At 64.9% G+C, this 24,676-nt stretch carries 28 protein-coding genes; 15 read left to right on the forward strand and 13 right to left on the reverse strand.

Features of this window, described 5'->3' with window-relative positions:
* The first annotated feature begins 92 nt into the window (after positions 1-92).
* Both QW868_RS16850 and QW868_RS16855 read left to right on the forward strand, forming a co-directional pair.
* On the forward strand, positions 93-506 hold the full coding sequence (locus QW868_RS16850) for a hypothetical protein (protein ID WP_315714086.1): 414 nt from the start codon (positions 93-95) through the stop codon (positions 504-506).
* Between the two features lie 157 nt (positions 507-663).
* The gene (locus QW868_RS16855) at positions 664-801 is read left to right on the forward strand and encodes a hypothetical protein (RefSeq protein WP_315733970.1); all 138 of its coding nucleotides are present in this window, start codon (positions 664-666) and stop codon (positions 799-801) included.
* A gap of 59 nt (positions 802-860) precedes the next feature.
* Here the strand turns inward: QW868_RS16855 and QW868_RS16860 are convergent, their stop codons facing one another.
* The 3 genes from QW868_RS16860 to QW868_RS16870 all read right to left on the reverse strand — a co-directional run bounded on the left by QW868_RS16860 (position 861) and on the right by QW868_RS16870 (position 2,060).
* Positions 861-1,010 (reverse strand): hypothetical protein, encoded by a 150-nt coding sequence (locus tag QW868_RS16860; protein WP_315714401.1) that lies wholly within the window; start codon positions 1,008-1,010, stop codon positions 861-863.
* Positions 1,011-1,119: 109 nt separating this feature from the next.
* Positions 1,120-1,599, reverse strand: coding sequence for a MaoC family dehydratase (locus QW868_RS16865; RefSeq protein WP_316179945.1), 480 nt, complete (start codon positions 1,597-1,599; stop codon positions 1,120-1,122).
* The gene (locus QW868_RS16870; protein WP_315757358.1) at positions 1,599-2,060 is read right to left on the reverse strand and encodes a MaoC family dehydratase; all 462 of its coding nucleotides are present in this window, start codon (positions 2,058-2,060) and stop codon (positions 1,599-1,601) included. Before QW868_RS16870 ends, QW868_RS16865 begins: the two co-directional genes overlap by 1 nt.
* Positions 2,061-2,280: 220 nt before the next feature.
* Here QW868_RS16870 and QW868_RS16875 point away from each other — a divergent pair, with 220 nt between their 5' ends.
* Positions 2,281-2,571: a DUF4282 domain-containing protein gene (locus tag QW868_RS16875; RefSeq protein ID WP_315714083.1), complete on the forward strand. Its 291-nt coding sequence runs from the start codon at positions 2,281-2,283 to the stop codon at positions 2,569-2,571.
* A 15-nt stretch (positions 2,572-2,586) separates the two neighbouring features.
* On the opposite strand, the gene ychF is transcribed toward QW868_RS16875, so the two are convergent.
* From ychF to QW868_RS16895, 4 genes are all read right to left on the reverse strand, one after another.
* Complete coding sequence (gene ychF / locus QW868_RS16880) at positions 2,587-3,684, reverse strand: redox-regulated ATPase YchF (RefSeq protein ID WP_315778028.1); 1,098 nt, start codon at positions 3,682-3,684, stop codon at positions 2,587-2,589.
* A 40-nt stretch (positions 3,685-3,724) separates the two neighbouring features.
* Positions 3,725-4,330: an aminoacyl-tRNA hydrolase gene (gene pth, locus QW868_RS16885; protein ID WP_315733976.1), complete on the reverse strand. Its 606-nt coding sequence runs from the start codon at positions 4,328-4,330 to the stop codon at positions 3,725-3,727.
* A gap of 72 nt (positions 4,331-4,402) precedes the next feature.
* Positions 4,403-5,092 (reverse strand): 50S ribosomal protein L25/general stress protein Ctc, encoded by a 690-nt coding sequence (locus QW868_RS16890; protein WP_315733977.1) that lies wholly within the window; start codon positions 5,090-5,092, stop codon positions 4,403-4,405.
* A 184-nt stretch (positions 5,093-5,276) separates the two neighbouring features.
* Positions 5,277-5,567, reverse strand: a complete 291-nt coding sequence (locus tag QW868_RS16895) for an accessory factor UbiK family protein (protein ID WP_315714079.1) — start codon at positions 5,565-5,567, stop codon at positions 5,277-5,279.
* Positions 5,568-5,824: 257 nt separating this feature from the next.
* Here QW868_RS16895 and lgt point away from each other — a divergent pair, with 257 nt between their 5' ends.
* The 5 genes from lgt (at position 5,825) to QW868_RS16920 (ending at position 10,475) form a co-directional block, all read left to right on the forward strand.
* Positions 5,825-6,682, forward strand: a complete 858-nt coding sequence (gene lgt / locus QW868_RS16900) for a prolipoprotein diacylglyceryl transferase (RefSeq protein ID WP_316179948.1) — start codon at positions 5,825-5,827, stop codon at positions 6,680-6,682.
* Positions 6,679-7,806 (forward strand): class I SAM-dependent methyltransferase, encoded by a 1,128-nt coding sequence (locus tag QW868_RS16905; RefSeq protein ID WP_315733979.1) that lies wholly within the window; start codon positions 6,679-6,681, stop codon positions 7,804-7,806. Before lgt ends, QW868_RS16905 begins: the two co-directional genes overlap by 4 nt.
* 20 nt (positions 7,807-7,826) lie before the next feature.
* Positions 7,827-8,573: a peptidoglycan editing factor PgeF gene (gene pgeF, locus QW868_RS16910; protein ID WP_409999119.1), complete on the forward strand. Its 747-nt coding sequence runs from the start codon at positions 7,827-7,829 to the stop codon at positions 8,571-8,573.
* A 198-nt stretch (positions 8,574-8,771) separates the two neighbouring features.
* Positions 8,772-9,335 (forward strand): hypothetical protein, encoded by a 564-nt coding sequence (locus tag QW868_RS16915; RefSeq protein WP_315733982.1) that lies wholly within the window; start codon positions 8,772-8,774, stop codon positions 9,333-9,335.
* A gap of 186 nt (positions 9,336-9,521) precedes the next feature.
* Positions 9,522-10,475 carry a ribose-phosphate pyrophosphokinase gene (locus QW868_RS16920; protein ID WP_315735662.1) on the forward strand — a complete coding sequence of 318 codons (954 nt, stop codon included), beginning with the start codon at positions 9,522-9,524 and terminating at the stop codon, positions 10,473-10,475.
* A gap of 463 nt (positions 10,476-10,938) precedes the next feature.
* Here QW868_RS16920 and QW868_RS16925 read toward each other — a convergent pair whose 3' ends face one another.
* The gene (locus QW868_RS16925) at positions 10,939-11,469 is read right to left on the reverse strand and encodes an REP-associated tyrosine transposase (RefSeq protein ID WP_316179950.1); all 531 of its coding nucleotides are present in this window, start codon (positions 11,467-11,469) and stop codon (positions 10,939-10,941) included.
* Between the two features lie 237 nt (positions 11,470-11,706).
* On the opposite strand from QW868_RS16925, the gene QW868_RS16930 reads away from it, so the two are divergent.
* The 7 genes from QW868_RS16930 (at position 11,707) to QW868_RS16960 (ending at position 18,403) form a co-directional block, all read left to right on the forward strand.
* Entirely contained in the window at positions 11,707-12,939 is a 1,233-nt protein-coding gene (locus QW868_RS16930; RefSeq protein ID WP_316230986.1) for a benzoate/H(+) symporter BenE family transporter, read from the forward strand.
* 124 nt (positions 12,940-13,063) lie between these two features.
* The gene (locus tag QW868_RS16935) at positions 13,064-14,383 is read left to right on the forward strand and encodes a sugar ABC transporter substrate-binding protein (RefSeq protein WP_315757368.1); all 1,320 of its coding nucleotides are present in this window, start codon (positions 13,064-13,066) and stop codon (positions 14,381-14,383) included.
* Positions 14,380-15,315, forward strand: coding sequence for a sugar ABC transporter permease (locus QW868_RS16940; protein WP_315757369.1), 936 nt, complete (start codon positions 14,380-14,382; stop codon positions 15,313-15,315). Before QW868_RS16935 ends, QW868_RS16940 begins: the two co-directional genes overlap by 4 nt.
* Entirely contained in the window at positions 15,312-16,136 is an 825-nt protein-coding gene (locus tag QW868_RS16945; protein WP_315733991.1) for a carbohydrate ABC transporter permease, read from the forward strand. Before QW868_RS16940 ends, QW868_RS16945 begins: the two co-directional genes overlap by 4 nt.
* Positions 16,137-16,410: 274 nt before the next feature.
* Positions 16,411-17,505 carry an HWE histidine kinase domain-containing protein gene (locus QW868_RS16950; protein WP_316179956.1) on the forward strand — a complete coding sequence of 365 codons (1,095 nt, stop codon included), beginning with the start codon at positions 16,411-16,413 and terminating at the stop codon, positions 17,503-17,505.
* Between the two features lie 121 nt (positions 17,506-17,626).
* Positions 17,627-18,229, forward strand: a complete 603-nt coding sequence (locus tag QW868_RS16955) for an ADP-ribosyltransferase domain-containing protein (protein WP_316179958.1) — start codon at positions 17,627-17,629, stop codon at positions 18,227-18,229.
* Positions 18,230-18,403, forward strand: coding sequence for a hypothetical protein (locus tag QW868_RS16960; protein ID WP_315796935.1), 174 nt, complete (start codon positions 18,230-18,232; stop codon positions 18,401-18,403).
* Positions 18,404-18,418: 15 nt separating this feature from the next.
* Here QW868_RS16960 and QW868_RS16965 read toward each other — a convergent pair whose 3' ends face one another.
* The 5 genes from QW868_RS16965 to QW868_RS16985 all read right to left on the reverse strand — a co-directional run bounded on the left by QW868_RS16965 (position 18,419) and on the right by QW868_RS16985 (position 24,611).
* Positions 18,419-19,234, reverse strand: coding sequence for an XdhC/CoxI family protein (locus QW868_RS16965; RefSeq protein WP_316230987.1), 816 nt, complete (start codon positions 19,232-19,234; stop codon positions 18,419-18,421).
* A 216-nt stretch (positions 19,235-19,450) separates the two neighbouring features.
* Positions 19,451-20,656, reverse strand: a complete 1,206-nt coding sequence (locus QW868_RS16970) for a VWA domain-containing protein (RefSeq protein WP_316230988.1) — start codon at positions 20,654-20,656, stop codon at positions 19,451-19,453.
* Entirely contained in the window at positions 20,653-21,522 is an 870-nt protein-coding gene (locus QW868_RS16975; RefSeq protein ID WP_316230989.1) for a MoxR family ATPase, read from the reverse strand. The genes QW868_RS16970 and QW868_RS16975 overlap by 4 nt, the downstream gene beginning before the upstream one ends.
* A 168-nt stretch (positions 21,523-21,690) precedes the next feature.
* Entirely contained in the window at positions 21,691-24,114 is a 2,424-nt protein-coding gene (locus tag QW868_RS16980; RefSeq protein ID WP_316230990.1) for an aerobic carbon-monoxide dehydrogenase large subunit, read from the reverse strand.
* Positions 24,111-24,611 (reverse strand): (2Fe-2S)-binding protein, encoded by a 501-nt coding sequence (locus tag QW868_RS16985; RefSeq protein ID WP_316230991.1) that lies wholly within the window; start codon positions 24,609-24,611, stop codon positions 24,111-24,113. The genes QW868_RS16980 and QW868_RS16985 overlap by 4 nt, the downstream gene beginning before the upstream one ends.
* Positions 24,612-24,676: the final 65 nt, after the last annotated feature.

Raw genomic sequence — 24,676 nt, forward strand, 5'->3', positions numbered from 1 at the left:
GTGCGGCCCAATTTGGCCGCACTGATAGGCTTTGAGAAGTTCGTCGTGCGGGGACACCGCGCTCGCTTGAACGCGAAATGAGGAAATAGCCGATGAATGTCATTCGTCCGGACAAGATCGATGGAACTGAAGCCGAGCTGGATACGGATCTGGCGGCGGTCTCCGAAGTCGAGGCCGGCATTCGTGATTTCGTCCGTAATGATATCGCCTATCTGCGCCGTCCCAATGCGGCCGCCACGGCCGAGGCCTCGATCGATGCCGATGCAGCAGTGAACAGCGTCACCACGCTGATCCAGCGCGTCGCCGGCACCTCCCTGTCGGAGATCGAGAACCTGATCGGGGAGCTCGAGAGCCTGCGCGAGCTGCTGCACGCCGAGGGCCAGCGGGTGCAGCGCGAGATCGCGAGCTATGCGCAGCTCAGCCAGGCGGCGATGAAGTCGACCCGGGCGATCGCCGAGAACGTGACGCAGTGGAAGCGCGCCGCCGACGGCCTGCGCAGCAGCTGAGCATTCTTTCCGGACCTTGAAGAGGGCCGCCGTGCGAGCCATCGCGCGGCGGTTTTCGTCTTTGCAGCGCCTCGCCCTTGAACGTGACCCGGCCCTCCCGCGACCAACTCCCGCCCATCTCGTGGCGGGCAGGTTGCGTCAAGAGGGTGTCACTTTCATGGAAACGATCCGGCCGGAAAACACCGATCCGATTCCTCTGAGGCCTGAGCCTCAGCGGATCGGGACCATCATGGTCCGCTTCGTCGGTTTGCTGGTGGTGGCGATGGCGGTCATGGTGCTCATCTGGAGCCGCTAGACCGCCTCTACAAACAACAGAACTGCGTGGTCCGTTCTGGTTAACGAGTAGTTAATCCGTCACTCGTTGATCGTCGCTGACGTCTCCAGCGAATACGAGCCGTCGGCATAGCCCTTCACGACCATTCCCGTCGCGAGCATCACCGCGAGCGTCACGCTGGCAAAGATAAAGCCGAGGAGTTTCAGACCACCGCGATCTGCCATACTCATCCCCCACATCCTGATCCCTGATTGGCTGTCTTATAGAGTCGGAGTTCAGAATGCGTTAGCGCGAAGTTCGTTCCGCGCCGACAATCCTACGAAGCGTGACCTTTTCGCCTCAACCCTCGTTCCGTCGAGGGACGAAGGCCGATGCAAGCACCGAGAACACCAGCTCGCCGCGGTCATTGATGCCGGTATTGCGCGCCTGCAGGATGCCCCACTCCGGGCGCGACGCCGACGCGCGAAGCGAATCGATTTCGCTGGAAAAGCTGATCGTATCACCCGCAAGCACCGGCTTGTGCCAGCGCAGATCCCGAAAACCGGGAGAAGGACCTCCGAGGACGATCGGCTCGCCGCGCAAGCGCGCGATCTCCAGGAGGCGCTGATTATCCGCGACGATCAGCTTCATGCAGACGGAGCCGATGTGCCATCCCGATGCCGCGAGCCCGCCGAACAGCGATCGGCGGCCCTCTTCCTCGTCGAGGTGAAAGCGTTGCGGATCGAATTGAACGGCAAAGCGCTTAATCTCTTCGGCTGTGAACGTGTAGGAGCCGAGCTCGCGGCGCTGGCCGACCTGAAGATCTTCGAAAAAGCGCATCAGCCCACCTGCCCGCGGCTCTCACGGCGCTCGACGATGATGGGAGAAACCATCTCGCAAAGCCTCATGCCCGCCTTGTTGCGCACGCTGCATTTGAAGGTGACGATCCCGGTCGACGGACGGCTCCGCGACACCCGCGCTTCCAGAACCTCCACATCGAGCATCAGCTCATCGTCAGGACGCAGGGGCGAGAGCCACCGGACCTCGTTGACGCCCGGTGAACCGAGCGAGGCGGTGCGGCCGATGAAGCCGTCGAACATCATGCGCATCATCAGCGAGCAGAGGTGCCAGCCCGAGCCGGACAGGCCCCTGAGCATCGACTGCGAGGCGGCTTCTTCGTCCAAATGCATCGGCTGCGGATCAAACTCAGAGGCGAAGGCGATGATCTCGTCGCGGGTGACGTGTCGCGGGCCAAAGCTGCCGAACGGGCCTTGCGGAAAATCTTCGAAGGTGAGGGTCATGAGGCTGGGAATGGCTGAAAGAAGCCCGATTGTGGCCGCACTTTGCAGCAATCACAACCGGGCCGCTCGCATGGCTGACGCCCGGTCCAGTCGCACGAGAGTGCCAGAAGGCGCCACACACTGGGACCAACTCGGCCGCCGCGCATGTCGTCTGGCGCGAGAGTCGAGCAGGACTTAAAGACGGATTCGACTTCGATTCGGACGTGGCCGGGGGATCAGGATGTTGGAATTTCGCGATTTGTTCCAGTGGGACCGCTTCATCACGCCCACCATCATCAAGACGTTCTATTGGCTCGTGATTGCGCTGATCATCCTGTCGGGAATTCGCGGCATTTTCACGGGCCTCTCCGAAATGGCGATCAGCCCATTCGGCGGTTTCCTGATGCTGTTGTCCTCGCTCGCCGGAATCATCGTCGGCATGGTGTTCTCGCGCATCATCGCCGAGTTCGTGCTGATCGTCTTCCGTATCAACGAGCACCTCGGCGCGATCCGCGAGCAGGGGCGGATGTAGCCGCCCCACAGGCTCTCAGTTGTTGAAGCGGAAGTGCATCACGTCGCCGTCGGCGACGACATACTCCTTGCCTTCGAGCCGCAGCTTGCCGCCCTCGCGCGCGCCCGCCTCGCCGCCAAGCGCGACGTAGTCGGCAAAGGCGATAGTCTCGGCGCGGATGAAGCCCTTCTCGAAATCGGTGTGGATGACGCCGGCAGCCGCCGGCGCCTTGGTGCCGCGGTGAATGGTCCAGGCCCGCGCCTCTTTCGGACCTACGGTAAAATAGGTGATCAGGTCGAGCAGCTGATAGCCGGCGCGGATGAGCCGATCGAGGCCAGCCTCTTCGAGCCCCAAGGTCTCCAGGAAGTCGACGCGCTCCTCGCGCGACAGCGTCGCGATCTCAGACTCGATCTTGGCTGAGATCACGACGGCGACCGCGCCCTCCTCCTTGGCCCGCGCGAACACCGCCTGGGAGAAACTATTGCCGTCCTTGGCAGAGCTTTCCTCGACATTGCAGACATAGAGCACGGGCTTGGATGTCAGCAGGCCGAGCATGCCGAAGGCGCGCTCCTCCTCAGGCTTGCGCTCCAACAGCCGCGCCGGTTTGCCGTCGCGCAGCAGCACCAGAGCACGGGTGACGAGCTCGTACTGCTCCTTGGCATCCTTGTCGCCGCCCTTGGCCTTCTTGGACAGGTTGTCGACCCGCTTCTCGAGGCTGTCGAGATCGGCCAGCATCAGCTCGGTCTCGATGGTCTCGATGTCCGCGAGCGGCGCGATCTTGCCCTCGACATGGGTGATGTCGGAATCCTCGAAGCAGCGCACGACATGCGCGATCGCGTCGACCTCGCGGATGTTGGCGAGGAACTGGTTGCCGAGGCCTTCACCCTTGGAGGCGCCGCGCACCAGGCCGGCGATGTCGACGAAGGTCAGCCGCGTCGGGATGATCTGTCCCGACTTGGCGATGGCCGCGAGCTTCTCCAGCCGCGGATCGGGCACGGCGACCTCGCCGACATTCGGCTCGATGGTGCAGAACGGATAGTTCGCGGCCTGCGCCGCCGCCGTCTCCGTCAGCGCATTGAACAGCGTCGACTTGCCGACATTGGGCAACCCAACGATTCCGCATTTGAATCCCATGACCCGTCCCGCATCCTTTTAAACGACGGCCTGAGGCGCCTCACACGGCGCCAGCGTCGCCCTTGTCCAGAAAACCTTTGGCCTGCAGCGCCAGATGCACCTTGTTGGCGAAGGTGGAGTCGCGCCGGCCCGTCAACAAACCTGCATTGTCGGCCACCGCCTCGCACAGCGCCTCGACCCAGGGCATGTCGGATTTGGCGAAGTCCGACAGTACGTGGCCGTGCACCAATTCCTTGACGCCGGGATGGCCGATGCCGAGCCGGACGCGGCGATAGTCGTTGCCGAGATGCGCCGAGATCGAGCGCAGCCCGTTATGGCCGGCAATGCCGCCGCCGACCTTCACGCGCAGCTTGCCCGGCGGCAATTCCAGCTCGTCCTGAAACACCGTGACGTCGCCGACGCCGAGCTTGAAGAAGCTGGTCGCCTCCTGCACGGCGCGGCCGGATTCGTTCATATAGGTCGAGGGCTTCAACAGGATGACGCGCTCAGAGTCCAGCGTGCCTTCCGAGGTCTCGCCCTGAAACCTGCGTCGCCACGGCGAAAAGCGGTGACGCCGCGCGATCTCGTCAACGGCCATGAAGCCGATATTGTGCCGGTTGCGCGCATATTTCGCGCCGGGATTGCCGAGGCCGACAAACAGCAGCATGACGCGGCATCCGCACCCGCCGTCGCTTCGGGAAGCACGGGACCCGCCCGTGCTTCCCGCAAGCGGAACGGCTTACTTCTTCTTGTCGCCGCCAGCCGGCGCCTTGGCCGCGGCAGCGGGTGCCTTGGCGGCGGCAGCCGGAGCAGCGGCAGCGGGTGCCGCGGCGGCGCCAGCAGCAGCCTTCTGCTCCTCACCATAGCCGGACGGCGGCACGATGGTGACGAGGGTGGCGTCGTCGCGCGACAGCGTCTTCACGCCGGTCGGCAGCTTGACGTCGGAGATGTGCAGCGAGTGGTTGATCTCGAGCGCGCTGACATCGGCCTCGATGAACTGCGGGATGTTCTCCGCCAGGCACTCGAGGTCGAGCGTGTGGGTCACGATGTTGACCGTGCCGCCGCGCTTGACGCCCGGCGCGGCTTCCGAACCCACCACATGCAAGGGCACGCTGACGCGGATGGTCGCGCCCTGGCCGAGCCGCATGAAGTCGACGTGGATCGGGAAGTCCTTGACCGGATCGAGATGGAAGTCACGCGGGATCACCCGGTGCTTCTTGCCGTCGAGGGTGACGTCGAAGATCGTGGTCAGAAACCGGCCCGCAAGGATGCGCTGGCGCAGCTCGCGGTCTTCCACCGAGATCGGCAGCGGGGGCTGGTTGTCTCCATAAATCACTCCGGGCACTCTCCCGGCGCGACGCTCTGCCCGTGCGGCCCCCTTGCCGACTGACGGACGGGCGGTCGCCTTCAGTTCTCTGACGGTCGCCATCGTGTTAAGTCCTTGTTTTAAAAAGTTAAAGGCCGCAATGCGGCCCGTTGCTGGACGTCCTTCGGCAAGCCTCCAGGGGTGCGGGGGCCGCGGACGTGGCGGCGTTCTAGCGGCAAACCTGGGAAATGACAAGGAAATGAAGGGGCCGCCTGCCCTCCCGTCCCAGGGCGACCCGGCCGCGGCGTCAGCCGTCCGCGCTGCCGGCACCCGGCGGCGTGCCGGCCGCGCCGCCCAGCTTGGCTTCCAGCGCCGCGATTCGGGCCTTCAGCGCCTCGTTCTCCTCGCGGGCGAGCCGGGCCATGTCCTTGACCGCCTCGAACTCCTCGCGCTTCACGATGTCCAGGTCGTTCAGGATCTTTTCCGCCTGGTTGCGGATGACGGAATCGACCTCCCGCTTCATGCCCTGGGCGGCACCGGCGGCATCGTTCATCAGGCGGCCGAGTTCGTCGAAAAACCGGTTGTTGGTCTGGGTCATGTGAGAAACTCCGCGTCCCGCGACGAGCACGATTGTGGAAGACAGAATGGCGATCCCTGTCGCCGCCCGCAAGATGGGCCCGTCTTGTCATGCCTTGGTTTCCTTGTCATCGTACTTGTTGCGCCGGCCCGCGGCGCTGGTATGAGCAGCCCTGAGATCACATCGCGCCGCGCCTGTTCATGTGGCGGGGCCCGTTCGAAGCCCGCAGCGCCCGGGGGCTTCCAGAAGCGGGACGCCGTGTCCACGAAAGCCAGTGAATGACGCCTCTCCTCATCGACTTCCCCGTGTTCGATCCGGTTGCGATCGCCATCGGCCCGTTCGCGATCCGCTGGTACGCGCTGGCCTATATCTGCGGCATCGTGCTCGGCTGGCTCTACGCTCGCTCGCTGCTGAAGAAGGACCGGCTGTGGGGAGGCCCGGCGCCGATCTCGCTGCCACAGCTCGACGATTTCATTCTCTGGGTCACGATCGGCATCATTCTCGGCGGCCGCACCGGCTACGTGCTGTTCTACAATCTGCCGTTCTTCATCGACCATCCGCTCGAGATCTTCCAGCTGTGGAAGGGCGGCATGTCGTTCCATGGCGGCTTCATGGGCTGCGTCATCGCCGTGATCTGGTTCAGCCGCCGCAACGGCCTGCCGATCCTGTCGCTCGGCGACCTCACCACCGCCGTCGCTCCGATCGGGCTGCTGCTTGGCCGCATCGCCAATTTCATCAACAGCGAGTTGTGGGGCCGCACGGCCGATCCCAGCCTGCCCTGGGCGATGATCTTCCCGCGCGATCCGACCCACCTGCCGCGCCATCCGAGCCAACTCTACGAAGCCGGCCTCGAAGGCATCCTGCTGTTCATCGTCCTGGCGATCATGATCCGGCTCGGCGCGTTGAGGCGGCCCGGCATGATCCTCGGCAGCTTCATCGGCCTCTATGGCACGGCGCGCATCGTCAGCGAGCTGTTCCGCGAGCCGGACGAGCAACTCGGCTTCCTTTGGCGCGGCCTGACCATGGGCATGCTGCTGTCGGTGCCGATGCTGATCGTCGGCGCCGTTCTCGTGGCACGGGCGCTGCGCAGGCCCGAGAGTCGTCAAGCCACTCCCCCGCTGCAGGCCAATCCGTGATCGAAACGTCTCCGCTCCACACCGAGATCAAGCGGCTGATCAAGGCGTCCGGCCCGATGCCGGTCTGGCGCTACATGGAGCTGTGCCTGATGCATCCGGAGCACGGCTACTACATCTCGCGCGATCCGCTCGGACGCGAGGGCGACTTCACCACCGCCCCCGAAGTGAGCCAGATGTTCGGCGAGCTGCTCGGGCTGTGGGCGGCCTCGATCTGGAAGGCGGCCGGCTCGCCGCAGCAGTTCCGGCTGATCGAGCTCGGGCCCGGCCGCGGCACCATGATGTCGGATGCGCTGCGGGCGCTGCGCGTGCTGCCGCCGCTGTACCAGACGATCTCGGTTCACATGGTCGAGGTCAATCCGGTGCTGCGTGAAAAGCAGAAGGCGACGCTGACCGGCCTGCGCAACGTCACCTGGCACGAGAGCTTCGACGAGGTGCCGGAGGGCCCCAGCGTCATCTTCGCCAACGAGTATTTCGACGTGCTGCCGATTCACCAGATGGTGAAGCGCGAAACCGGCTGGCACGAGCGCGTGGTCGAGCTCGACGAGGAGGAGAACTTCGTCTACGGCGCGGCCGCCGATCCGACGCCCGGCTTCGAGCTGCTGCTGCCGCCTCTGGTGCGCGCCGCCCCGGCCGGCGCGATCTTCGAATGGCGGCCGAACACCGAGATGATGGCCATCGCCAGGCGCATCCGCGACCAGCGCGGCGCCGCCGTCATCATTGATTACGGCCATGTGCGCAGCGACGTCGGCGACACCTTCCAGGCCATCGCCCGTCATAGCTTCGCTGATCCCCTCAAGACACCGGGGCTTGCCGACATCACCGCCCATGTCGATTTCGACGCGCTGGCGCGGGCCGCGGAAGCCGTCGGCGCGCGCGTTCACGGCCCGGTCACGCAGGGCGAGTTCCTGCAGCGGCTCGGCATCGAAACCCGCGCGCTGACCCTCATGCAGAAGGCGTCGCCGGAAGTCTCGGAGGACATCGCGAGCGGGCTGAAGCGCCTGACCGGCGGCGGCCGCGGCGGAATGGGGTCGCTGTTCAAGGTGGTCGGCATCTCCGATCCGGCCATTCCGGTGCTGGCGGGCATCAGCGACGAACACACCAACGAGACGACGGGAGGCGCATGATGCTGGTATCATCGGATGTGATGTCCGCGATTCCTGGCCTGCGCCACGCGTTCTTCACCCGCGAGGGCGGCGTCTCCGACGGCATCTATGCCGGGCTCAATGGCGGGCTTGGATCGAATGACGTGCCGGAGAACGTCCGCGAAAACCGCCGCCGCATGGCCGTCCATCTCGGCGTCGCGCCCGACCAGTTCCTCAGCCTGCACCAGATTCATTCGCCCGACGTCGTGGTTGCGACCGGGCCCTGGGACGGCCCCGTCAGGCCTAAGGCCGATGCGCTGGTGACCGCGACGCCGAATCTCGCGATCGGCGTTACCACGGCCGATTGCGGGCCGATCCTGTTCGTCGACCCGCATGAGCGCGTCATCGGCGCGGCGCATGCCGGCTGGAAAGGTGCGCTCACCGGCGTGCTCGAAGGCACGCTGCAGGCGATGGAGGAGCTCGGCGCAGAGCGCGGCCGGATCATTGCCGCGATCGGCCCCCTGATCCGCCAGCCGAGCTACGAGGTCGGCGCCGAGTTCGTCACCCGCTTCCTCGACGACGACGCCGAGCACGCGCGCTTCTTCCTGCCGTCGGTTCGCGACGGCCACGCGATGTTCGACCTCGCCGGCTTCATCCGGATGCGGCTGGAAAACGCCGGCGTGCTGCTGATCGACGATCTCGGCCTCGACACCTATGTCGACGAGCGCTTCTTCAGTTACCGCCGCTCGGTCCATCGCAACGAGCCGGACTATGGCCGGCACGTCCACGCCATCATGCTCGAAGGCTGAAGCTGGGCGCCATTGTGGCCGCATGTGGATTGCTTAACCCTTTCTGTACAACTGAGTGCACTCTGTCCCGATCTGTGGCAGCCGCGACCTAGACGTTAATCGATTTTAACGATATCGCTCCCGACGATGAGGGGAGCGCCGACACCACTTCGACGGATCAGCCGCGCTGCGCAGCACGCCTGCGTTGCCGTTTTGCTGATGACGTCCGCCGCAACGCTCGGCGGCTGCGCGACCAGCAGCGGTGGTCCGTCCAACGCCTATGCGATGGCGCCTGCATCCGATAGCGCCACGATCGCCTTCGAGCAGATCGACGGCCCGCCGCCGCAAATCTTCGATCGCATGGTCAGCGTGCTCGACAGCGAGTCCAAGCTGCGCAGCCTCGCCATCGTGTCGCGCGAGGCCCCTGCAGCGTATCGTGTCCGCACCTATCTCTCCGCCCAGGTCGTCAGCGGCAAGGGCGTGATCGCCTGGGTGTTCGACGTCTACGATCGCAATCAGCAGCGCGCGCTGCGGCTGTCGGGCGAAGAGCCGGTCGGACGCGGCGGCCGCGATCCGTGGAACAATGTCGACGACATGGTGCTTCGGAAAATCGCGCAGGCTGGCTTCAGCGGACTTTCGAACATGCTGAACGGCACCGCGCCGGCCGACAGCGCGCCACCGGCGGCGCCGGCCGCCCGCGGCCCCGCGGTCGCCGCGGCCGAGCCCGCATCGCCCAGATCCGACGGCACCAGCGTCGCGGCCCTCGGCTACACCGACCATTAGGCAAAGAGGCGCAATTTGCGCCGTTCTTGACCGGGAAAAACACCTGTTTGACCGGGAAAAACGCCTGCGGCGGGTTGCCATGCGCGCAGTGTCCTTGATATCACCTCGCCCGTGCAAAACTGCCGGTTCCATGGATAGCCCGATATGCTGAACAAGGTCTCCAGCGAGACGCGAGGAGAATTCACGATGTCGGCCAAGAACGGCTCCATCAAACTCGTCGCCGGCAACTCCAATCCGGCCCTCGCCGCCGGCATCGCCGCTGAACTTGGGCTGCCGCTGACGAAAGCGGTGGTCCGGCGCTTCGCCGACATGGAGATCTTCGTCGAGATCCAGGAGAACGTCCGCGGCTCCGACGTCTTCATCATTCAATCGACGTCCTATCCGGCGAACGACCTGCTGATGGAGCTCCTGATCATCACCGATGCGCTGCGCCGCGCCTCCGCGCGCCGCATCACCGCCGTGGTGCCCTATTTCGGCTATGCGCGGCAGGATCGCAAATCGAACTCGCGCACGCCGATCTCGGCCAAGCTCGTCGCCAATCTGATCACCCATGCGGGCGTCGACCGCGTCATGACGCTCGATCTGCACGCCGGCCAGATCCAGGGTTTCTTCGACATCCCCACCGATAACCTTTTTGCCTCGCCGCTGATGGTGCGCGACATCAAGGATCGCTTCGATCTCTCCAGCCTCATGGTCGTCTCGCCGGACGTCGGCGGCGTGGCGCGCGCCCGCGGCTTGGCCAAGCGCATCAACACGCCGCTCGCCATCGTCGACAAGCGCCGCGAGCGTCCCGGCGAGTCCGAGGTCATGAACGTGATCGGCGACGTCTCCGGGCACACCTGCATCCTGATCGACGACATCGTCGATTCCGGCGGCACCCTGGTGAACGCGGCGGATGCGCTGCTCAAATACGGCGCCAAGGACGTCTACGCCTACATCACGCATGGCGTGCTCTCCGGCGGTGCCGCGACCCGCATCACCTCGTCGCGGCTGAAGGAGCTCGTCATCACCGACTCCATCATGCCGACCGAAGCGGTCCGCAACGCGCCCAACATCCGCACGCTGGCGATCGCGCCGCTGATCGCCGAGGCGATCGGCCGCACGGCGGCGGAAGAATCGGTGTCGAGCCTGTTCGACTGAGGCTGGTTCTAATAGCATCCCGCATCGTCTTCTTCGCGCCTTCCTGCTTCCTCGCATGCAAGCGTCTCGCTGTCGTCCACCCTCCCCTGGAGGGGGAGGGTCGCCTCACGAGGAGCGAAGCGAAACGTGAGGCGGGGCGGGGTGATCTCTCCACGAGCACTGGTATCCGTGGCTTCACCCCACCCCGCTCGCCCGCTTCGCGCGCGAGCGACCCTCCCCCCTCCAGGGGAAGGTGGGCGTCGTGCCCCACACTCCGTGATCGCGAGGCGCCCTCGCGCCGACGCTCGTGGCATACTTCAGCTGATGATTTCGAACGGCATCTGCGGATACACCTCCGCAATCTCGCGGCGCGTTTCGCGTCCGAGCTTTGCGATCTCATCACCCTCGATAGAGAGAGGACCCGTAGGGCGGATTAGCAAAGTGTAATCCGCCCCCCCCTCGGCACGAAGACAACTTGAACGGCTTAACGCTCCCCGAACGTTCCGCTCACAGCGACATCACCGGCCCAGTCTGCGGGAAACACTCCTGCCTGCACATCCCGATGAAACGAAGAATGCTGCCAGTCCGCCACACGACTCACGAGGCGATGCTTCACCGGATTGATGTAAAAATACTCTACGTGACGCGAATAGTCGTCTTCATCACGGATCAGGTGCTCCCAGAACCGACGCTGCCAGATCCCGCGTTCCTGCCGCGCGACACGAGTGGGGCTGAGATTCTCTGTCCTTGGAAGCGCCCGCGCGAAGCGGCTCTTGATCAGACGCCAGCGCATCGAGAAGTCGGCGTCATCGGGCGGCAAGGTCCAGATCGCATGAAGATGATCCGGCATGACGACGAAGGCATCGATCTCGAAAGGAAATCGTCGTTTCGCGGCAGCGACCGCGGAGCGCAGTAGGTCGACGTGATCGATCAGCAAAGTCTGACGCCGATCGAGCAAATTCACCGTGAAGAACCAACACCCGCCCGGAACGAATGCGCGTCGATAGTTGGGCATCGATTGAGTCTCGAGTCGAGACGATCAACGTAAGCCTACTCTCAGCGGATGTATGAGTTCAAGATCTGCGGCGGATTACGGCTTCGCCTATTCCGCCCTACGCTCAAACCCGCACAGCGGACTAGCGCAGCGTAATCCGCCAATCAGCCCTACGCCTTGCACGCCCCGTCCGCTTCGGCCAACATCCCCCAAGACACCAAGGACAACAACAAGAGCCCCGCCCGAGCCCTGCCCTCCATGCTCAACGCCATCGAACGCCCCGCCGGACCGCCGCCCAGCCTCGGCCAGATCACCAGCGATTTGGGCCCACTCTATGTGTCACACGGCTTCATCGGCTGGCTGTTCGCGATCACCGGACCGGTCGCCATCATCCTGTCGGTCGGCGCCAATGGCGGGCTGTCGCAGGCGGAGATCGCGTCGTGGATCTTCGGCGTGTTCTTCATCAACGGGCTGATCACGCTGTTGCTGTCGTGGCGCTATCGCGAGCCGTTGGTGCTGTTCTGGACCATTCCGGGCACCGTCCTGGTCGGCCAGTCGCTGACGCATCTCAGCTTTCCGCAGGTGGTCGGTGCATTCTACGGCACCGCGCTGTTGATGCTGGTGCTCGGGCTCACCGGCTGGGTCAAGCGCTCGATGCAACTGGTGCCGATGCCGATCGTGATGGGCATGGTCGCCGGCGTATTCCTGCGCTTCGGCCTCGATCTCGTCCGCGCCGTGTTCGCCGACTTCGCCATCGCCGGGCCGATGGTCGTCGCCTGGCTGCTGCTGACCGCGCTGCCAGCGCTCGGCCGGCGCTGCCCGCCGATCATCGGCGCGCTCGTCATTGGCACGCTCGCAGCCATCCTGTTCGGCAAATACGACCAGAGCGCGTCGCTGCAAATCGCGCTGATCCGGCCCGTGATCCAGACGCCGTCCTGGTCGCTGGCGGCGATGATCGAGTTGATCGTGCCGCTCGCGGTCACCGTGCTGGTGGTGCAGAACGGCCAGGGCTTTGCGGTGCTGACCGCCGCCGGCCACACGCCCCCGGTCAATGTGGTGACCGTGGCCTGCGGCATCGGCTCGGCGCTCGCGGCTGTCGTGGGCGGCGTGTCGACCTGCCTGACCGGACCGACCAACGCGATCGTCGTCTCCGGCGGCGAGCGCAAGCGCCACTATACCGCGGCGATGGTCGTGGGCGTGCTTGCGCTCGGCTTCGGCCTGCTGGCGCCGACCTTCACCACGCTGCTGCTGATCGCGCCGAAATCATTGATCACCGCGCTGGCGGGCCTCGCCATGCTGCGCGTGCTGCAAACGGCGTTCGTGACCGCGTTCAGAACGAACTTCTCCCTCGGCGCCCTGATCGCCTTCCTCGTCACCGTCGCCGACATGCCCCTGCTCAACATCGGCGCCGCGTTCTGGGGGCTCGTCGCTGGCTTTGCACTGTCGTGGCTGCTGGAGCGGGCGGATTTCACAGCCGCATCGGGCGCATAACGGATTGCCGCATCGCACCACGCGCTGTCGTCGCATCCCCAGTCGAACGGGCACCATGCTGTTGCAGCGCCGCTGGATCGCGCTACACTTCACGACCAAACAAGAAGTCTTCTGGGAGGATATGATGACCGCGATCACGCGCCGCAACATGCTTGCGGGTACGGCAGCAGCAGGCGCGCTTGCGCTCACCGGCCAGCCCGCCTGGTCGGAGCCGCAGTGGAAGAAATATGCCGGTACCAAGCTCGAGGTGATCCTGGCCAAGGGGCCGCGCGGCGACAATCTGCAGAAGAACATCAAGGAATTCACCGCGCTGACCGGCATCGAGGTGGAATCCGAGCAGATCCCCGAGCAGCAGCAGCGGCAGAAGGTCGTGATCGAGCTGTCGTCGGGCAAGCCGAGCTTCGACGTCGTCCATCTCAGCTATCACGTGCAGAAGCGGCAGTTCGAGAAGGCCGGCTGGCTCGCCGACATCACCGACTTCATGAAGGATCCGAACCTCACGGCGCCGGACCTCGTGCAGAGCGATTTCTCCGCCGCCGGCCTGACTTACGCCAGCAACGACAAGGGCCGGATGTTCTCGCTGCCGTGGTCGGTGGACTACTTCATCCTCTACTACAACAAGGAGCTGTTCGCGAAGAAGGGCGTCGAAGTGCCGAAGACGCTCGACGAGATGGTCACGGCGGCGCAGAAGCTGACCGATGCCAAGGACGGCACGTTCGGCTTCGTCGGCCGCGGCCTGCGCAACGCCAACATGACGCTGTGGACGAACTTCTTCCTCAACTATGGCGGCGAGTTCCTGGACGCCAAGGGCAACATCCTGACCGACGGCCCGGAGGCCGTCGAGGCGACCAAGCTGTATCAGAAGCTGCTGACGACCTGCGCGCCTCCCGGCGTGGCCGGCTTCAACTGGATGGAGTCGATGGCCTCATTCACGCAGGGGCGCTCGGCGATGTGGATCGACGGCGTCGGCTGGGCGCCGCCGCTGGAGGACGCCAATGCCTCGCGCGTGGTCGGCAAGGTCGGCTACACCGTGGTGCCCGCCGGACCGAAGGGACAGTACTCGGCGACCTATGGCGACGGCATCGGCATTGCGGCTGCGAGCAAGAACAAGGAAGCCGCCTGGCTGCTCTGCCAGTGGCTGGTGTCGAAGCCGCAGGGCGCCCGCCTGGTGCAAGCCGGCGGCGGCGTGCCGTTCCGCAACTCGGTGCTCAACGATCCCGGAGTCCAGGGCGGCGTGAAGATGCCGAAGGAGTGGCTGCAGTCGGCGATCGACTCCGGCAAGATCAGCAAGCTCGGCCTGCCCGTGATCATCCCGGTCGCCGAATTCCGCGATCTCGTCGGTGCTGCGTTGACCGCCACGCTGTCGGGCGCCGATCCCGCGACCGAGCTGAAGAAGGCGCACGAGCAGTTCCGCCCGATCCTGGAGCGCAGCGAGAAAGCGTGAGCACGATCGTCGAACAGGCCGGCGCGGCAGCGGACGCCGCTGCGCCGGAACGCGCGTTGCGGCCGCCGTCGTACTGGCCGTTCGTGGTGCCGGCGCTGGTCACCGTGCTCGCGGTGATCATCTTTCCCTGGCTGTTCACGATCTGGATGAGCTTCCAGGAGTGGAAGGTCGGCTCACCCACGACCTTCGTCGGGCTGTCGAACTACCTGCGGCTGCCGGCAGATCCACGCTTTGTCGAGTCGGTCGGACACACGCTGTCCTACACCGCGCTGTCGGTGCTGCTGCCGCTGGTGCTCGGCACCTTCGCCGCGGTCGTCTTCCACGCCCGCTTTCCCGGGCGCGGGCTGCTGCGCGCCCTCTTCATCATGCCGATGATGGCGACGCCCGTCGCGATCGCGCTGGTGTGGACCATGATGTTCCACCCGCAGCTCGGCATCCTGAACTATCTTCTGTCGCTGGTGGGCCTGCCGCCACAGCTCTGGGTGTTTCATCCGGGCACGGTGATCCCCTCGCTGGTGCTGGTCGAGACCTGGCAGTGGACGCCGCTGGTCATGCTGATCGTGCTCGGCGGCATCGCCTCGCTGCCGACCGAACCGTATGAGAGCGCGCAGATCGACGGCGCCAGCACCTGGCAGATGTTCCGCTACATCACGCTGCCCTTGATCATGCCGTTCCTGTTCATCGCCGCGATGATCCGCGCCATCGACGCCATCAAGAGCTTCGACATCATCTTCGCGATCACCCAGGGCGGGCCGGGCTCGGCGTCGGAGACCATCAACCTCTATCTCTACAGCGTCGCCTTCGTCTATTACGACCTCGGCTATGCCTCGGCGATCGCGGTGGTGTTCTTCGCGCTGATCATCGCGCTGACTGCGCTCTTGCTGGTGCTGCGCCGGCGAGCACAGTGGAATGCGCTGGGGAGCGACGCATGAGCGCGCAGACCATCCTCGGCCGGCTCGGCCTCGCGCTCGGCGTCTTCCTCATCGTCTCCCCGGCGATCCTGTTCTTCCTCTGGATGATCTCGCTGTCGGTGAAGTTCGAGGTCGACAACGCCGCGTATCCGCCGGTGTTCTGGCCGGAGCATTTCGCCTGGAAGAACTATGCCGACGTGCTGTCGTCCAACCGCTTCTTCACCTATTTCAAGAACAGCCTGCTGGTGACCGGCGGCGCGACTTTTCTCGCCATGCTGGTCGGCGTGCCCGCCGGCTACGGCATCGCACGGATGGCCGCGCATAAATCGGCGATCGTGATCCTGATCGCGCGCATCACGCCCGGCCTGTCGTACCTCATCCCGCTGTTCCTCTTGTTTCAGTGGCTCGGCCTGCTCGGCACGCTGTGGCCGCAGATCATCATCCATCTCGTCGTCACCGTGCCGATCGTGATCTGGATCATGATCGGCTATTTCGAGACCACGCCGATCGAGCTCGAGGAAGCCGCGCGCATCGACGGCGCAACGCGCTGGCAGGTTTTCCGCCACGTGGCATTGCCGGTGGCGAAGCCCGGCCTGGCGGTGGCCTTCATCCTCGCGGTGATCTTCTCCTGGAACAATTTCGTGTTCGGCATCGTGCTGGCCGGACGCGAGACCCGCACCTTGCCGGTCGCGGTCTACAACATGATCTCGTTCGATCAGCTCTCGTGGGGGCCGCTCGCGGCGGCGGCGCTGATCGTGACCCTGCCGGTGCTGCTGCTGACAGTGTTCGCACAGCGGCAGATCGTGGCCGGCCTGACGGCGGGTGCGGTCAAGGGGGGCTGACGGGTATAATGCATACCAAAGAGAACCTGCGGCGGAATGCCGAACTTGCCTTGGTCAGGCCATAGTCTACCACTTGGTTACCTGCGTGGAACCGGGATTCGCCCCGCCCCTGAAGCGCGGCGATGGCCGCGTTGATGGCTTCATCTCGTCTCTGCGCCGGCTTCGTTCCAGCCGAATACCACTGCGCCGCACGATCGACCGGCTCCGGATTTGCGCTCCGTCCGGTCCGTCTTGCAACCTGTCACCGGCTGAACGCCCGACCGACGAAAGCTGCATGACGTCCGATCGCGACGCCTCCGCGCCAGACCGATTGACTTCCCTGTTGCAGACCGAGCTGCTCGACTCGCCGCCGGAGCCGGGCTTCGACCGCGTCACGCGCCTGACCACGCGGCTGTTGCAGGCCCCAGCGGCGATCATCGCGTTGGTCGATCGCGACCGGCAGTTCTTCAAGAGCTCGGTCGGCCTGTGCGAGCCATGGGCGTCGCTGCGCGAGACGCCGCTCAGCCACTCCTTCTGCCAGCACGTCGTGACCTCGGCGCAGCCGCTGGTGATCAGCGACGCCAACGAGCATCCGCTGGTGAAGGACAATCTCGCGGTGCCGGTTCTCGGCGTGATCGCCTATCTCGGCGTTCCCCTGCGGCTGCCGAGCGGCGAGGTGATCGGCGCGCTCTGCGCCATCGATCACGAGCCGCGGCCGTGGAGCGACGACGACATCGCCCAGCTCACCGAGCTCAGCGAGATCGTGATGGACGAAATCGCACTGCGCACCGAGAATGCGCGGCGGCGCACGGTCGAGCAGCACCATCGCGTGCTGGTCCACGAGCTCAATCACCGCGTCAAGAACACGCTGGCGCTGGTCGACAGCGTCATCGCGCTGAGCATCCGCGCCGATTCGGCGCTGGCCGAGTTCGGCGAGGTGCTGCGCGGCCGCATCGCGGCGCTGACGCGCAGCCACGCGCTGGCGCTGGATCGCGGCCGCGAAGCGATCGCGCTCAATGAGCTGGTGTGCGCCGAGCTGGCGCCGTTGCAGTCCGACCGGATCGCCGTCGACGGCCCCGCCCTGCAGCTCGCGCCGGGCATCGCGCTGTATCTGTCGATGGGCCTGCACGAGCTCGTCACCAATGCGGTGAAGTATGGCGCGCTGTCGAACGATGCGGGTCGCGTGACGCTGGGCTGGACCCATGCCGACGGACGGCTCAAGCTGTTCTGGCAGGAGAACGGCGGGCCGGATGTCTCCCCGCCCGCACGCAACGGCTTCGGTTCGCTGCTGTTCGAGCGCATTCTCGGCGCCGCGCTGAAGGGCGAGGTCACGCGCGACTTCGCGCCGGATGGATTGAAGGTGACGTTTGATCTGCCGCTCAAACACTGAGCGGGCGGCGAACACACTTCTCCTGAATGCTTCATATACATCAAAGGATGTGCTACATATCCGACTCTACTACAGGAGATTTCTTAACTTGCGTTCATTGTCGTAACCAATCGCCAGCAACATGGATGGACATGAATTTTTCAATTTGCTTTGCCGGCTGATCGGGAACGACGAGGCGGCGAGATGTTTGCGCAAAATCTGCACAGCCGCGCAACTTGACTCCCTATTTCACGAAAAAATCACGAATACCGAAGCCCTGGCATTTTATGTCTATTCGACAGCTAACGGCTGGCACAGCTACATCAATGAGCAGCTTTGGTCGGGCAATCCGGCCCCGGACGTACTGGCGTTTGCTGCTGTTTTGAACAGGGGCCTGAGCAAGATTATTCCAATCAGGGGCAAGCCTGGGACCGTGTACCGTGGTTATAGCGCCCCGGATCTGAATGCGTTCAGTGAACAATACCCGCTCGATCGGCCGGTGCATTTTCCTGCATTCACCAGCGCGTCCTTTTCCGAGACTGGCGCTTTCGGTGGAAACGTTTTGTTCATCATTCGGGCGTTAAGTGCGAGGTCAATCTGGTGGCTTTCGCCCAACTTCCACGAAGAGGAAGCTCTCCTTCCCACCGGATGCACGTTCCTTGTGATCGACAAAGAGTTCCTGTCCGCTGGTGAGGAACAAGACAAGCTGGTTGTTGTTCTCCAAGAAACGAGCGAGAGGCCCTAGATGACCGATCGGGATAAACAAGACAGGGCCGAAGAGCATCTTGAGCAGAGCGTTTCGTCTGGAAAGATTAGCGCGGACGAGGCGAAGGTGATTAAGCTCTTCTTCGCAAGCAAACCCGAAAAGGATTGGCCGGCATCCAATCTCCATCGACGGATGCAGGGTTCTGGCGGGTGACCCGTCTATTCGATCTCAGCCGCGCTGGCCGCGACGCCGCTCCAGCGTGATCTCGGCCAGAATCGACATCGCGATCTCCTCCGGCGTGATGGCGCCGAGATCGAGGCCCGCCGGTGCCTTGACCTTGTCGAGCAGCGCGGCGTCGATGCCGTCCTTGATCAGCTTGTCGCGCAGGCTGTCCATCTTGCGGCGGCTGCCGACGAAGGCGTGGTAGGCCGCATCGCAGGCGAGTGCGGCGCGCAAGGCCGCCTCGTCGCCCTTGCCTTGCGTCGACACCACGACGAAGCGGCTGCTCCCGGCCGGTTGATCCAGCGCGAAGCCATCGATCAGCACATCGGCCTCCGGTGTCGTGACGAGATCGGACGCCGGCGCCGCCAGTGTCACGTGATAGCCGAGCGGCCGCGCCTGCGCGGCGAGCGACAGCGCCACTGGGCTCGCGCCTAAGATCACCAGCGCGGGATACGGCAGCACCGGCTCGACGAAGATGTCCATCGTGCCCTTGCTCGGACACATGTTGGCGGCGAAGCGCACGCCCTCTTTCATCTCGCCCGGCTTGACGCCGAGCTCAGCGAGCAGGTCGTCCGGCTGCACCGAGACCATGCGCGGGACACCGTCGGCGAGCGCCTCGCGCGCGGCTTTCAGCACCGCGCCACGGGCGCAGCCGCCGCCGATCCAGCCCGCGACGATGGCGCCATCCGGTCGGATGATCGCCTTGGCACCGGCCTTTGCCGCGGTCACCGACACCGTGCGCACGACGGTGGCGAGCACGAAGCTTTCGTCGGCAGCTTTCAATTGGGCGGCGAGATCGAGCAGTTCGGAGGAGGTGGTCATGGGTGCCTCCTCTGACGCACGTTCGAGGCAATCTGCAGCAGCACTGAAGGTCTGTTCCCTCCCCCCTCGTAGGGGAGGGTTAGGGAGGGGGGCGTCTTGCACCGAACTCGGGGTACCCCCCTCCCCAGCCCTCCCCCACAAGGGGGAAGGGAGCCGACCGCCGATGCCGAGACAGTCTGCGTCAACAACACTTCAGAGCGGCTCACCCTCGTCATCTCACAACCTCGCCAGATACGGCTCGAGCGCCGCGAGCGAGCCCAGCGTATGCGCGGGCGCGTAGAGATCGACATGCGGCAGCGCCGCCTTGATGCCGCGGGCTTCCGGCGCGTAGCCGTGCCAGCCGAGCATCGGATTGAGCCAGACGATACGGCGGCAACGGCGTCGCAGTTGCGCCATCTCGCGGCCGAGCAAGGCTGGATCACCGGTGTCGTAGCCGTCGGAGACGATCATCACGCAGGTGCGCGAATGGATGACGCGCGGCGCGTGCCAGCGGTTGAAGGTCGCTAGGCTTTCGCCGATCCTGGTGCCGCCGCCGGCGCCCTGCGCCATCATCGACAGCCGATCCAGCGCCCGCGCGGCATCCCTCTCCTTCATCGCATCTGAGACGTGAGCCAGCCGGGTGTGAAACAGGAACGCTTCGGCCTCGCGGAAGGCGTCGAGCACGCCGTGGATGAAGCGAACAAACACCGACGTATAGGGGCTCATCGAGCCGGAGGCGTCGAGCAGCACCACCAGCCGGAGCGGCTTGGGCTTGCGGCGGCGATGCACCAGCGCGATCGGCACGCCGCCATGGCTGATGTTGCGGTGGATGGTGCGGCGCAGGTCGAGCCGCTCGCCCTTGCGCCGGAGCTGATCGCGGCGGGTCAGGCGCGTCTGCATCGCCTTGGCGAGCCGCGCCGCCGCCTCATGCGCCAGCGCGACCTGGTCGGGATCTGCGAGCTTGCGGAAGTCGGTATCGCTGATGGACTCCACGCGCGAGGCACCTTCGCGGACGCCCTCGCCGGCCGCCTCGCGTGGGGTTTCGTCAGAGGGAATCTGATCGGTCGGGCCGTGATGCCCCTGCCGAGCAGCATTCGCATCCTGCAGACTCTTCAGGGACGGGCTGTTCGCCGATTGCGGCGACCCTGCCGTCAGAACGCGCGAGCGCACGCGCTTGCCGAGCCAGAACGCGTCGAACAGGCCGTCGAAGCGATCCCACTCGCTCTTGCGCGCCGAAAACAGGTGCTTGAAGGCGGAGCGCAACAGGCCGGGCCTGTCGGTATAGCCTGCGGTCATCACGGCTGCCGCATCCTGCCCCTCCGACAGGCCGACCGCAAAGCCGTTGTCGCGCAGCGTCTTGAGAAATGCGCTGAGGCGTCCCGCGACCAGCCGCGCCACCGCATCCATGTCCTCATGATCAGGCGTGGCGCCACAGCAGCTCATGCGACCTTCCCCAACAATCGCGCGGCGACCTCGCGGGTGATGCGGCAGCGGTCCTCATGCGTCTTGAGCAGACACATCAAGGTGTCATGCACCACCTCCGGCTGGTCCTCGAGGTCGCGCACATCGAGCCCGACCAGCGCGGCTGCCCAGTCCAGCGTCTCGGCCACACCCGGCACCTTGCGCAGCTCTTCTTTTCGCAGGCCCTCGACCAGGCGCGCGATCTGCAGCGCAAGCGACGCCGACGCGCCATCGATCCGCGCCAGGATGATGCGGGCCTCGCGATCGACATCGGGATAGTCCACATAGTGATAGAGGCAGCGCCGGCGCAGCGCGTCCGACAGCTCGCGGGTGCCGTTCGAGGTCAGCACCACGTGCGGGATGCTGATGGCTTTGATGGTGCCGAGCTCGGGAATCGATATCTGGAAGTCCGACAGGAGCTCCAGCAGGAACGCCTCGAATTCGTCGTCGGCGCGGTCGATCTCGTCGATCAGCAGCACCGGCGGCGTGGCGCGGCGGATCGCCGCAAGCAGTGGCCGCTCCAGCAGATACTTCTCGGAGAAGATCTGGTCCTCGATGGTATCCGGCTGGCCGCGATGCGCCTCGATCGCGAGCAGCTGGCGCTGGTAGTTCCACTCGTACAGCGCGGAGCTCTGGTCAAGACCCTCATAGCATTGCAGCCGGATCAGCTCGGTGCCGTGCACGCAGGCGAGCGCCTTGGCGACCTCGGTCTTGCCGACCCCGGCCTCGCCTTCCAGCAGCAGCGGCCGCTTGAGCAGATGCATCAGTGAGAGCGCCGTCGCCAACTCGCCATCGGCGATGTAGCCGCAGGCGGCGAGGGATTGGGCGATGTGGTCGCGGGTCTTCATGTCAAGTTCGACTGCTGCGTCATCGGAGGTGAACTCCCCTCCCCCTTGTGGGGAGGGGTTGGGGGTGGGGGTCTCCACGCACACTGCCCGTGGGGTACCCCCCTCCCTAGCCCTCCCCCACAAGGGGGAGGGAACGCGCGCGCGCGGCGAACGCCAACGCCTTCAATATTACGACCCCAATACGCCCAGGTTCTTCGCCGCCTGCCAGTTGCGCCAATAGTCATGCGGCATCTGGATGTGCGTCGAGCCTAAGAACGAGAACGCGTCATTGACCGCGTTGGAGAACGCCGGCACGCCGCCGACATTGGGGCTTTCGCCGACGCCCTTGGCGCCGATCGGGTGATGCGGCGAGGGCGTCACCGTGAAGTCGGTCTCCCAATGCGGCGTCTCGACCGCGGTCGGCATGAAGAAGTCCATGAACGAGCCGGTCACGACATTGCCCTCGGAATCGTAGCGGATCTCCTGGCCCATCGCGATCGCGAAGGCTTCGGTGAGGCCGCCATGAATCTGGCCCTCGATGATCATCGGATTGATGCGGGTGCCGCAATCATCGAGCGCATAGAAGCGCCGGACCTTGTACACGCCGGTGTCGACGTCGATGTCCATTACGCAGAGATAGGCGCCGAACGGATAGGTCATGTTGGGCGGATCATAATAGCTGACGGCCTCCAACCCCGGCTCCATGCCCGGCGGCACGGAGTTGTAGGCCGCCCAGCAAATGTCCTTCATCGACATCACCTTCTCCGGCAGGCCCTTGACGCGGAAGCCGTCGATGTCCCATTCGAGATCGTCCTCGTGGACCTCGAGCTTGTAGGCCGCGATCATCTGCGCCTTGGCCTTGATCTTGCGCGCGGCCATGGCGATGGCTGCCCCTGCGACGGGCGTCGAGCGCGAGCCGTAGGTGCCGAGACCATAGGGCGCCGTGTCGGTGTTGCCCTCCTCGACCATGATGTTGTCGGCGGGAATGCCGATCTCGCTGGCGATGATCTGGGCCCAGGTGGTCTCGTGCCCCTGGCCCTGGCTCTTGGTGCCCATCCGCGCGATGCCGGCGCCGGTCGGATGCAGCCGGATCTCGCAGGAATCGAACATCGCGATGCCCAGGATGTCGCAGTTCTTCGACGGCCCGGCGCCGACGATCTCAGTGAAGAAGGAGACGCCGAGCCCCATGATCTCCCGGGTCTCGCCGCGCTTGAACGCCGCGCGCTTCTCGGCTTGCTCCTTGCGCAAGGCCGCGTAGTCCACGGCCTCCATCATCTTGCGCATGGCGGTGTGGTAGTCGCCGGAGTCATATTCCCAGCCGAGCGCCGAGTGATAAGGAAACTGCTCCGGCCTGATGAAGTTCTTCAGGCGTAGCTCGGCCGGATCCATGCCGAGTTTCTGCGCCAGAATGTCCATGCCGCGCTCGATGCAATAGGCCGCCTCGGTGACGCGGAACGAGCAGCGATAGGCGACGCCGCCCGGCGCCTTGTTGGTGTAGACGCCGTCGACGACGCAATGCGCGACCGGGAAATCATAGGAGCCGGTGACGATGTTGAAGAAGCCGGCCGGCCATTTCGACGGATCGGCGCAGGCATCGAAGCCGCCATGGTCGGCCAGCACGTGCACGCGCAGGCCGGTGACCTTGCCGTCCTTGGTCGCAGCGATCTCGGTGGTCATGTGGTAGTCGCGCGCGAACGCGGTCGCGGTCAGATTCTCGATGCGGTCCTCGACCCATTTGACCGGCTTGCCGGTGACGATGGAGGCCACCGCGGCGCAGATGTAGCCAGGATAGGCGCCGACCTTGTTGCCGAAGCCGCCGCCGATATCCGGCGCGATGACGTGGATCTTCTGTTCCGGCAGTTTTGCGATCAGCGATACCACCGTGCGGATGACATGCGGCGCCTGGAAGGTGCCCCAGATCGTCAGCTCGCCCTTGATCTTGTCGAACGAGCAGACGCACTGGCAGGTCTCCAGCGGCGATGGATGGGTGCGGTGATAGGAGATCATCTCCTTGATCGTTACGTCGGCCTTCTTGAACGCGGCGTCGGTGAGCTCCTTGTCACCGACGCTCCACTCGAAGATGTGGTTGTGGTGCTTGCGCGGGCCGTGCGAGCCCGAGGTCTTGCCGACGAGGTCCTCGCGCAGCACGGGCGCATCCGAATCCATCGCCTTGAACGGATCGACCAGCACCGGCAGCGCCTCGTACTCGACCACGACCTTGTTGACGCCGTCATCGGCGGCGTAGCGGTCGGTGGCGACGACAAAGGCGACCTCTTGGTTCTGGAACAGAACCTTGCCGTCGGCGAGCACCATCTGCACGTCGCCGGCCAAGGTCGGCATCCAGGCGAGGTTGACGGTCTTCAAGGTCTCGGCGGTGATGACCGCGAGCACGCCGGGCACTTTCAGCGCCTCCTCGGTGTGGATCGCCTTCACCCGCGCATGCGCATGCGGCGAGCGGACGAAGTCGCCGTGCAGCATGCCCGGCAGCTTGACGTCATCGACGTAGTTGCCCTTGCCTTGGGTAAAGCGGATGTCCTCGACGCGCTTGCGCCGGCAGCCCATGCCTTCGAGCGCGGCTTCGCGTTGTTCCCGCGTGGGAGTCATGTCGTTCATTCCGCGGCCTCCTGGAATTCAACGCCGTTGATCTTGGCGGCGGCGTATTGGATCGCCTTGACGATGTTCTGATAGCCGGTGCAGCGGCAGATGTTGCCGGAGATGCCGGCGCGGATCTCCGCCTCCGTCGGCGACGGATTCTCCTGCAGCAGCCGGTGCGCGCGAAGAATCATGCCGGACGTGCAGAAGCCGCATTGCAGGCCGTGCATCATGCGAAAGCCTTCCTGCAGCGCCGACAGCGATCCGTCGGCGTTGGCCATGCCTTCGATCGTGGTGATCTCGGAGCCGTTGGCCTGCACCGCGAGCATGGTGCAGCTCTTCACGCTCATGCCGTCGATGTCGATGGTGCAGGCGCCGCAATGGCTGGTCTCGCAGCCGATATGGGTGCCGGTGAGCTGCGCCTGCTCGCGCAGGAAATGAACCAGCAGCGTGCGCGGCTCGGCGAGGCCTTCGACCTCGCTGCCGTTCACCTTCATCGTGATATGGGTTTTGGGCATTGGTTGCTCCCTGAAAGATCGCGAGGCTGGGCCCGATTCGGGCCGCGTTGTGGGTGCGCTCCCCT

It is taken from the genome of Bradyrhizobium sp. SZCCHNR1051 (assembly GCF_032489615.1).
In the GTDB taxonomy this organism is placed as follows: domain Bacteria; phylum Pseudomonadota; class Alphaproteobacteria; order Rhizobiales; family Xanthobacteraceae; genus Bradyrhizobium.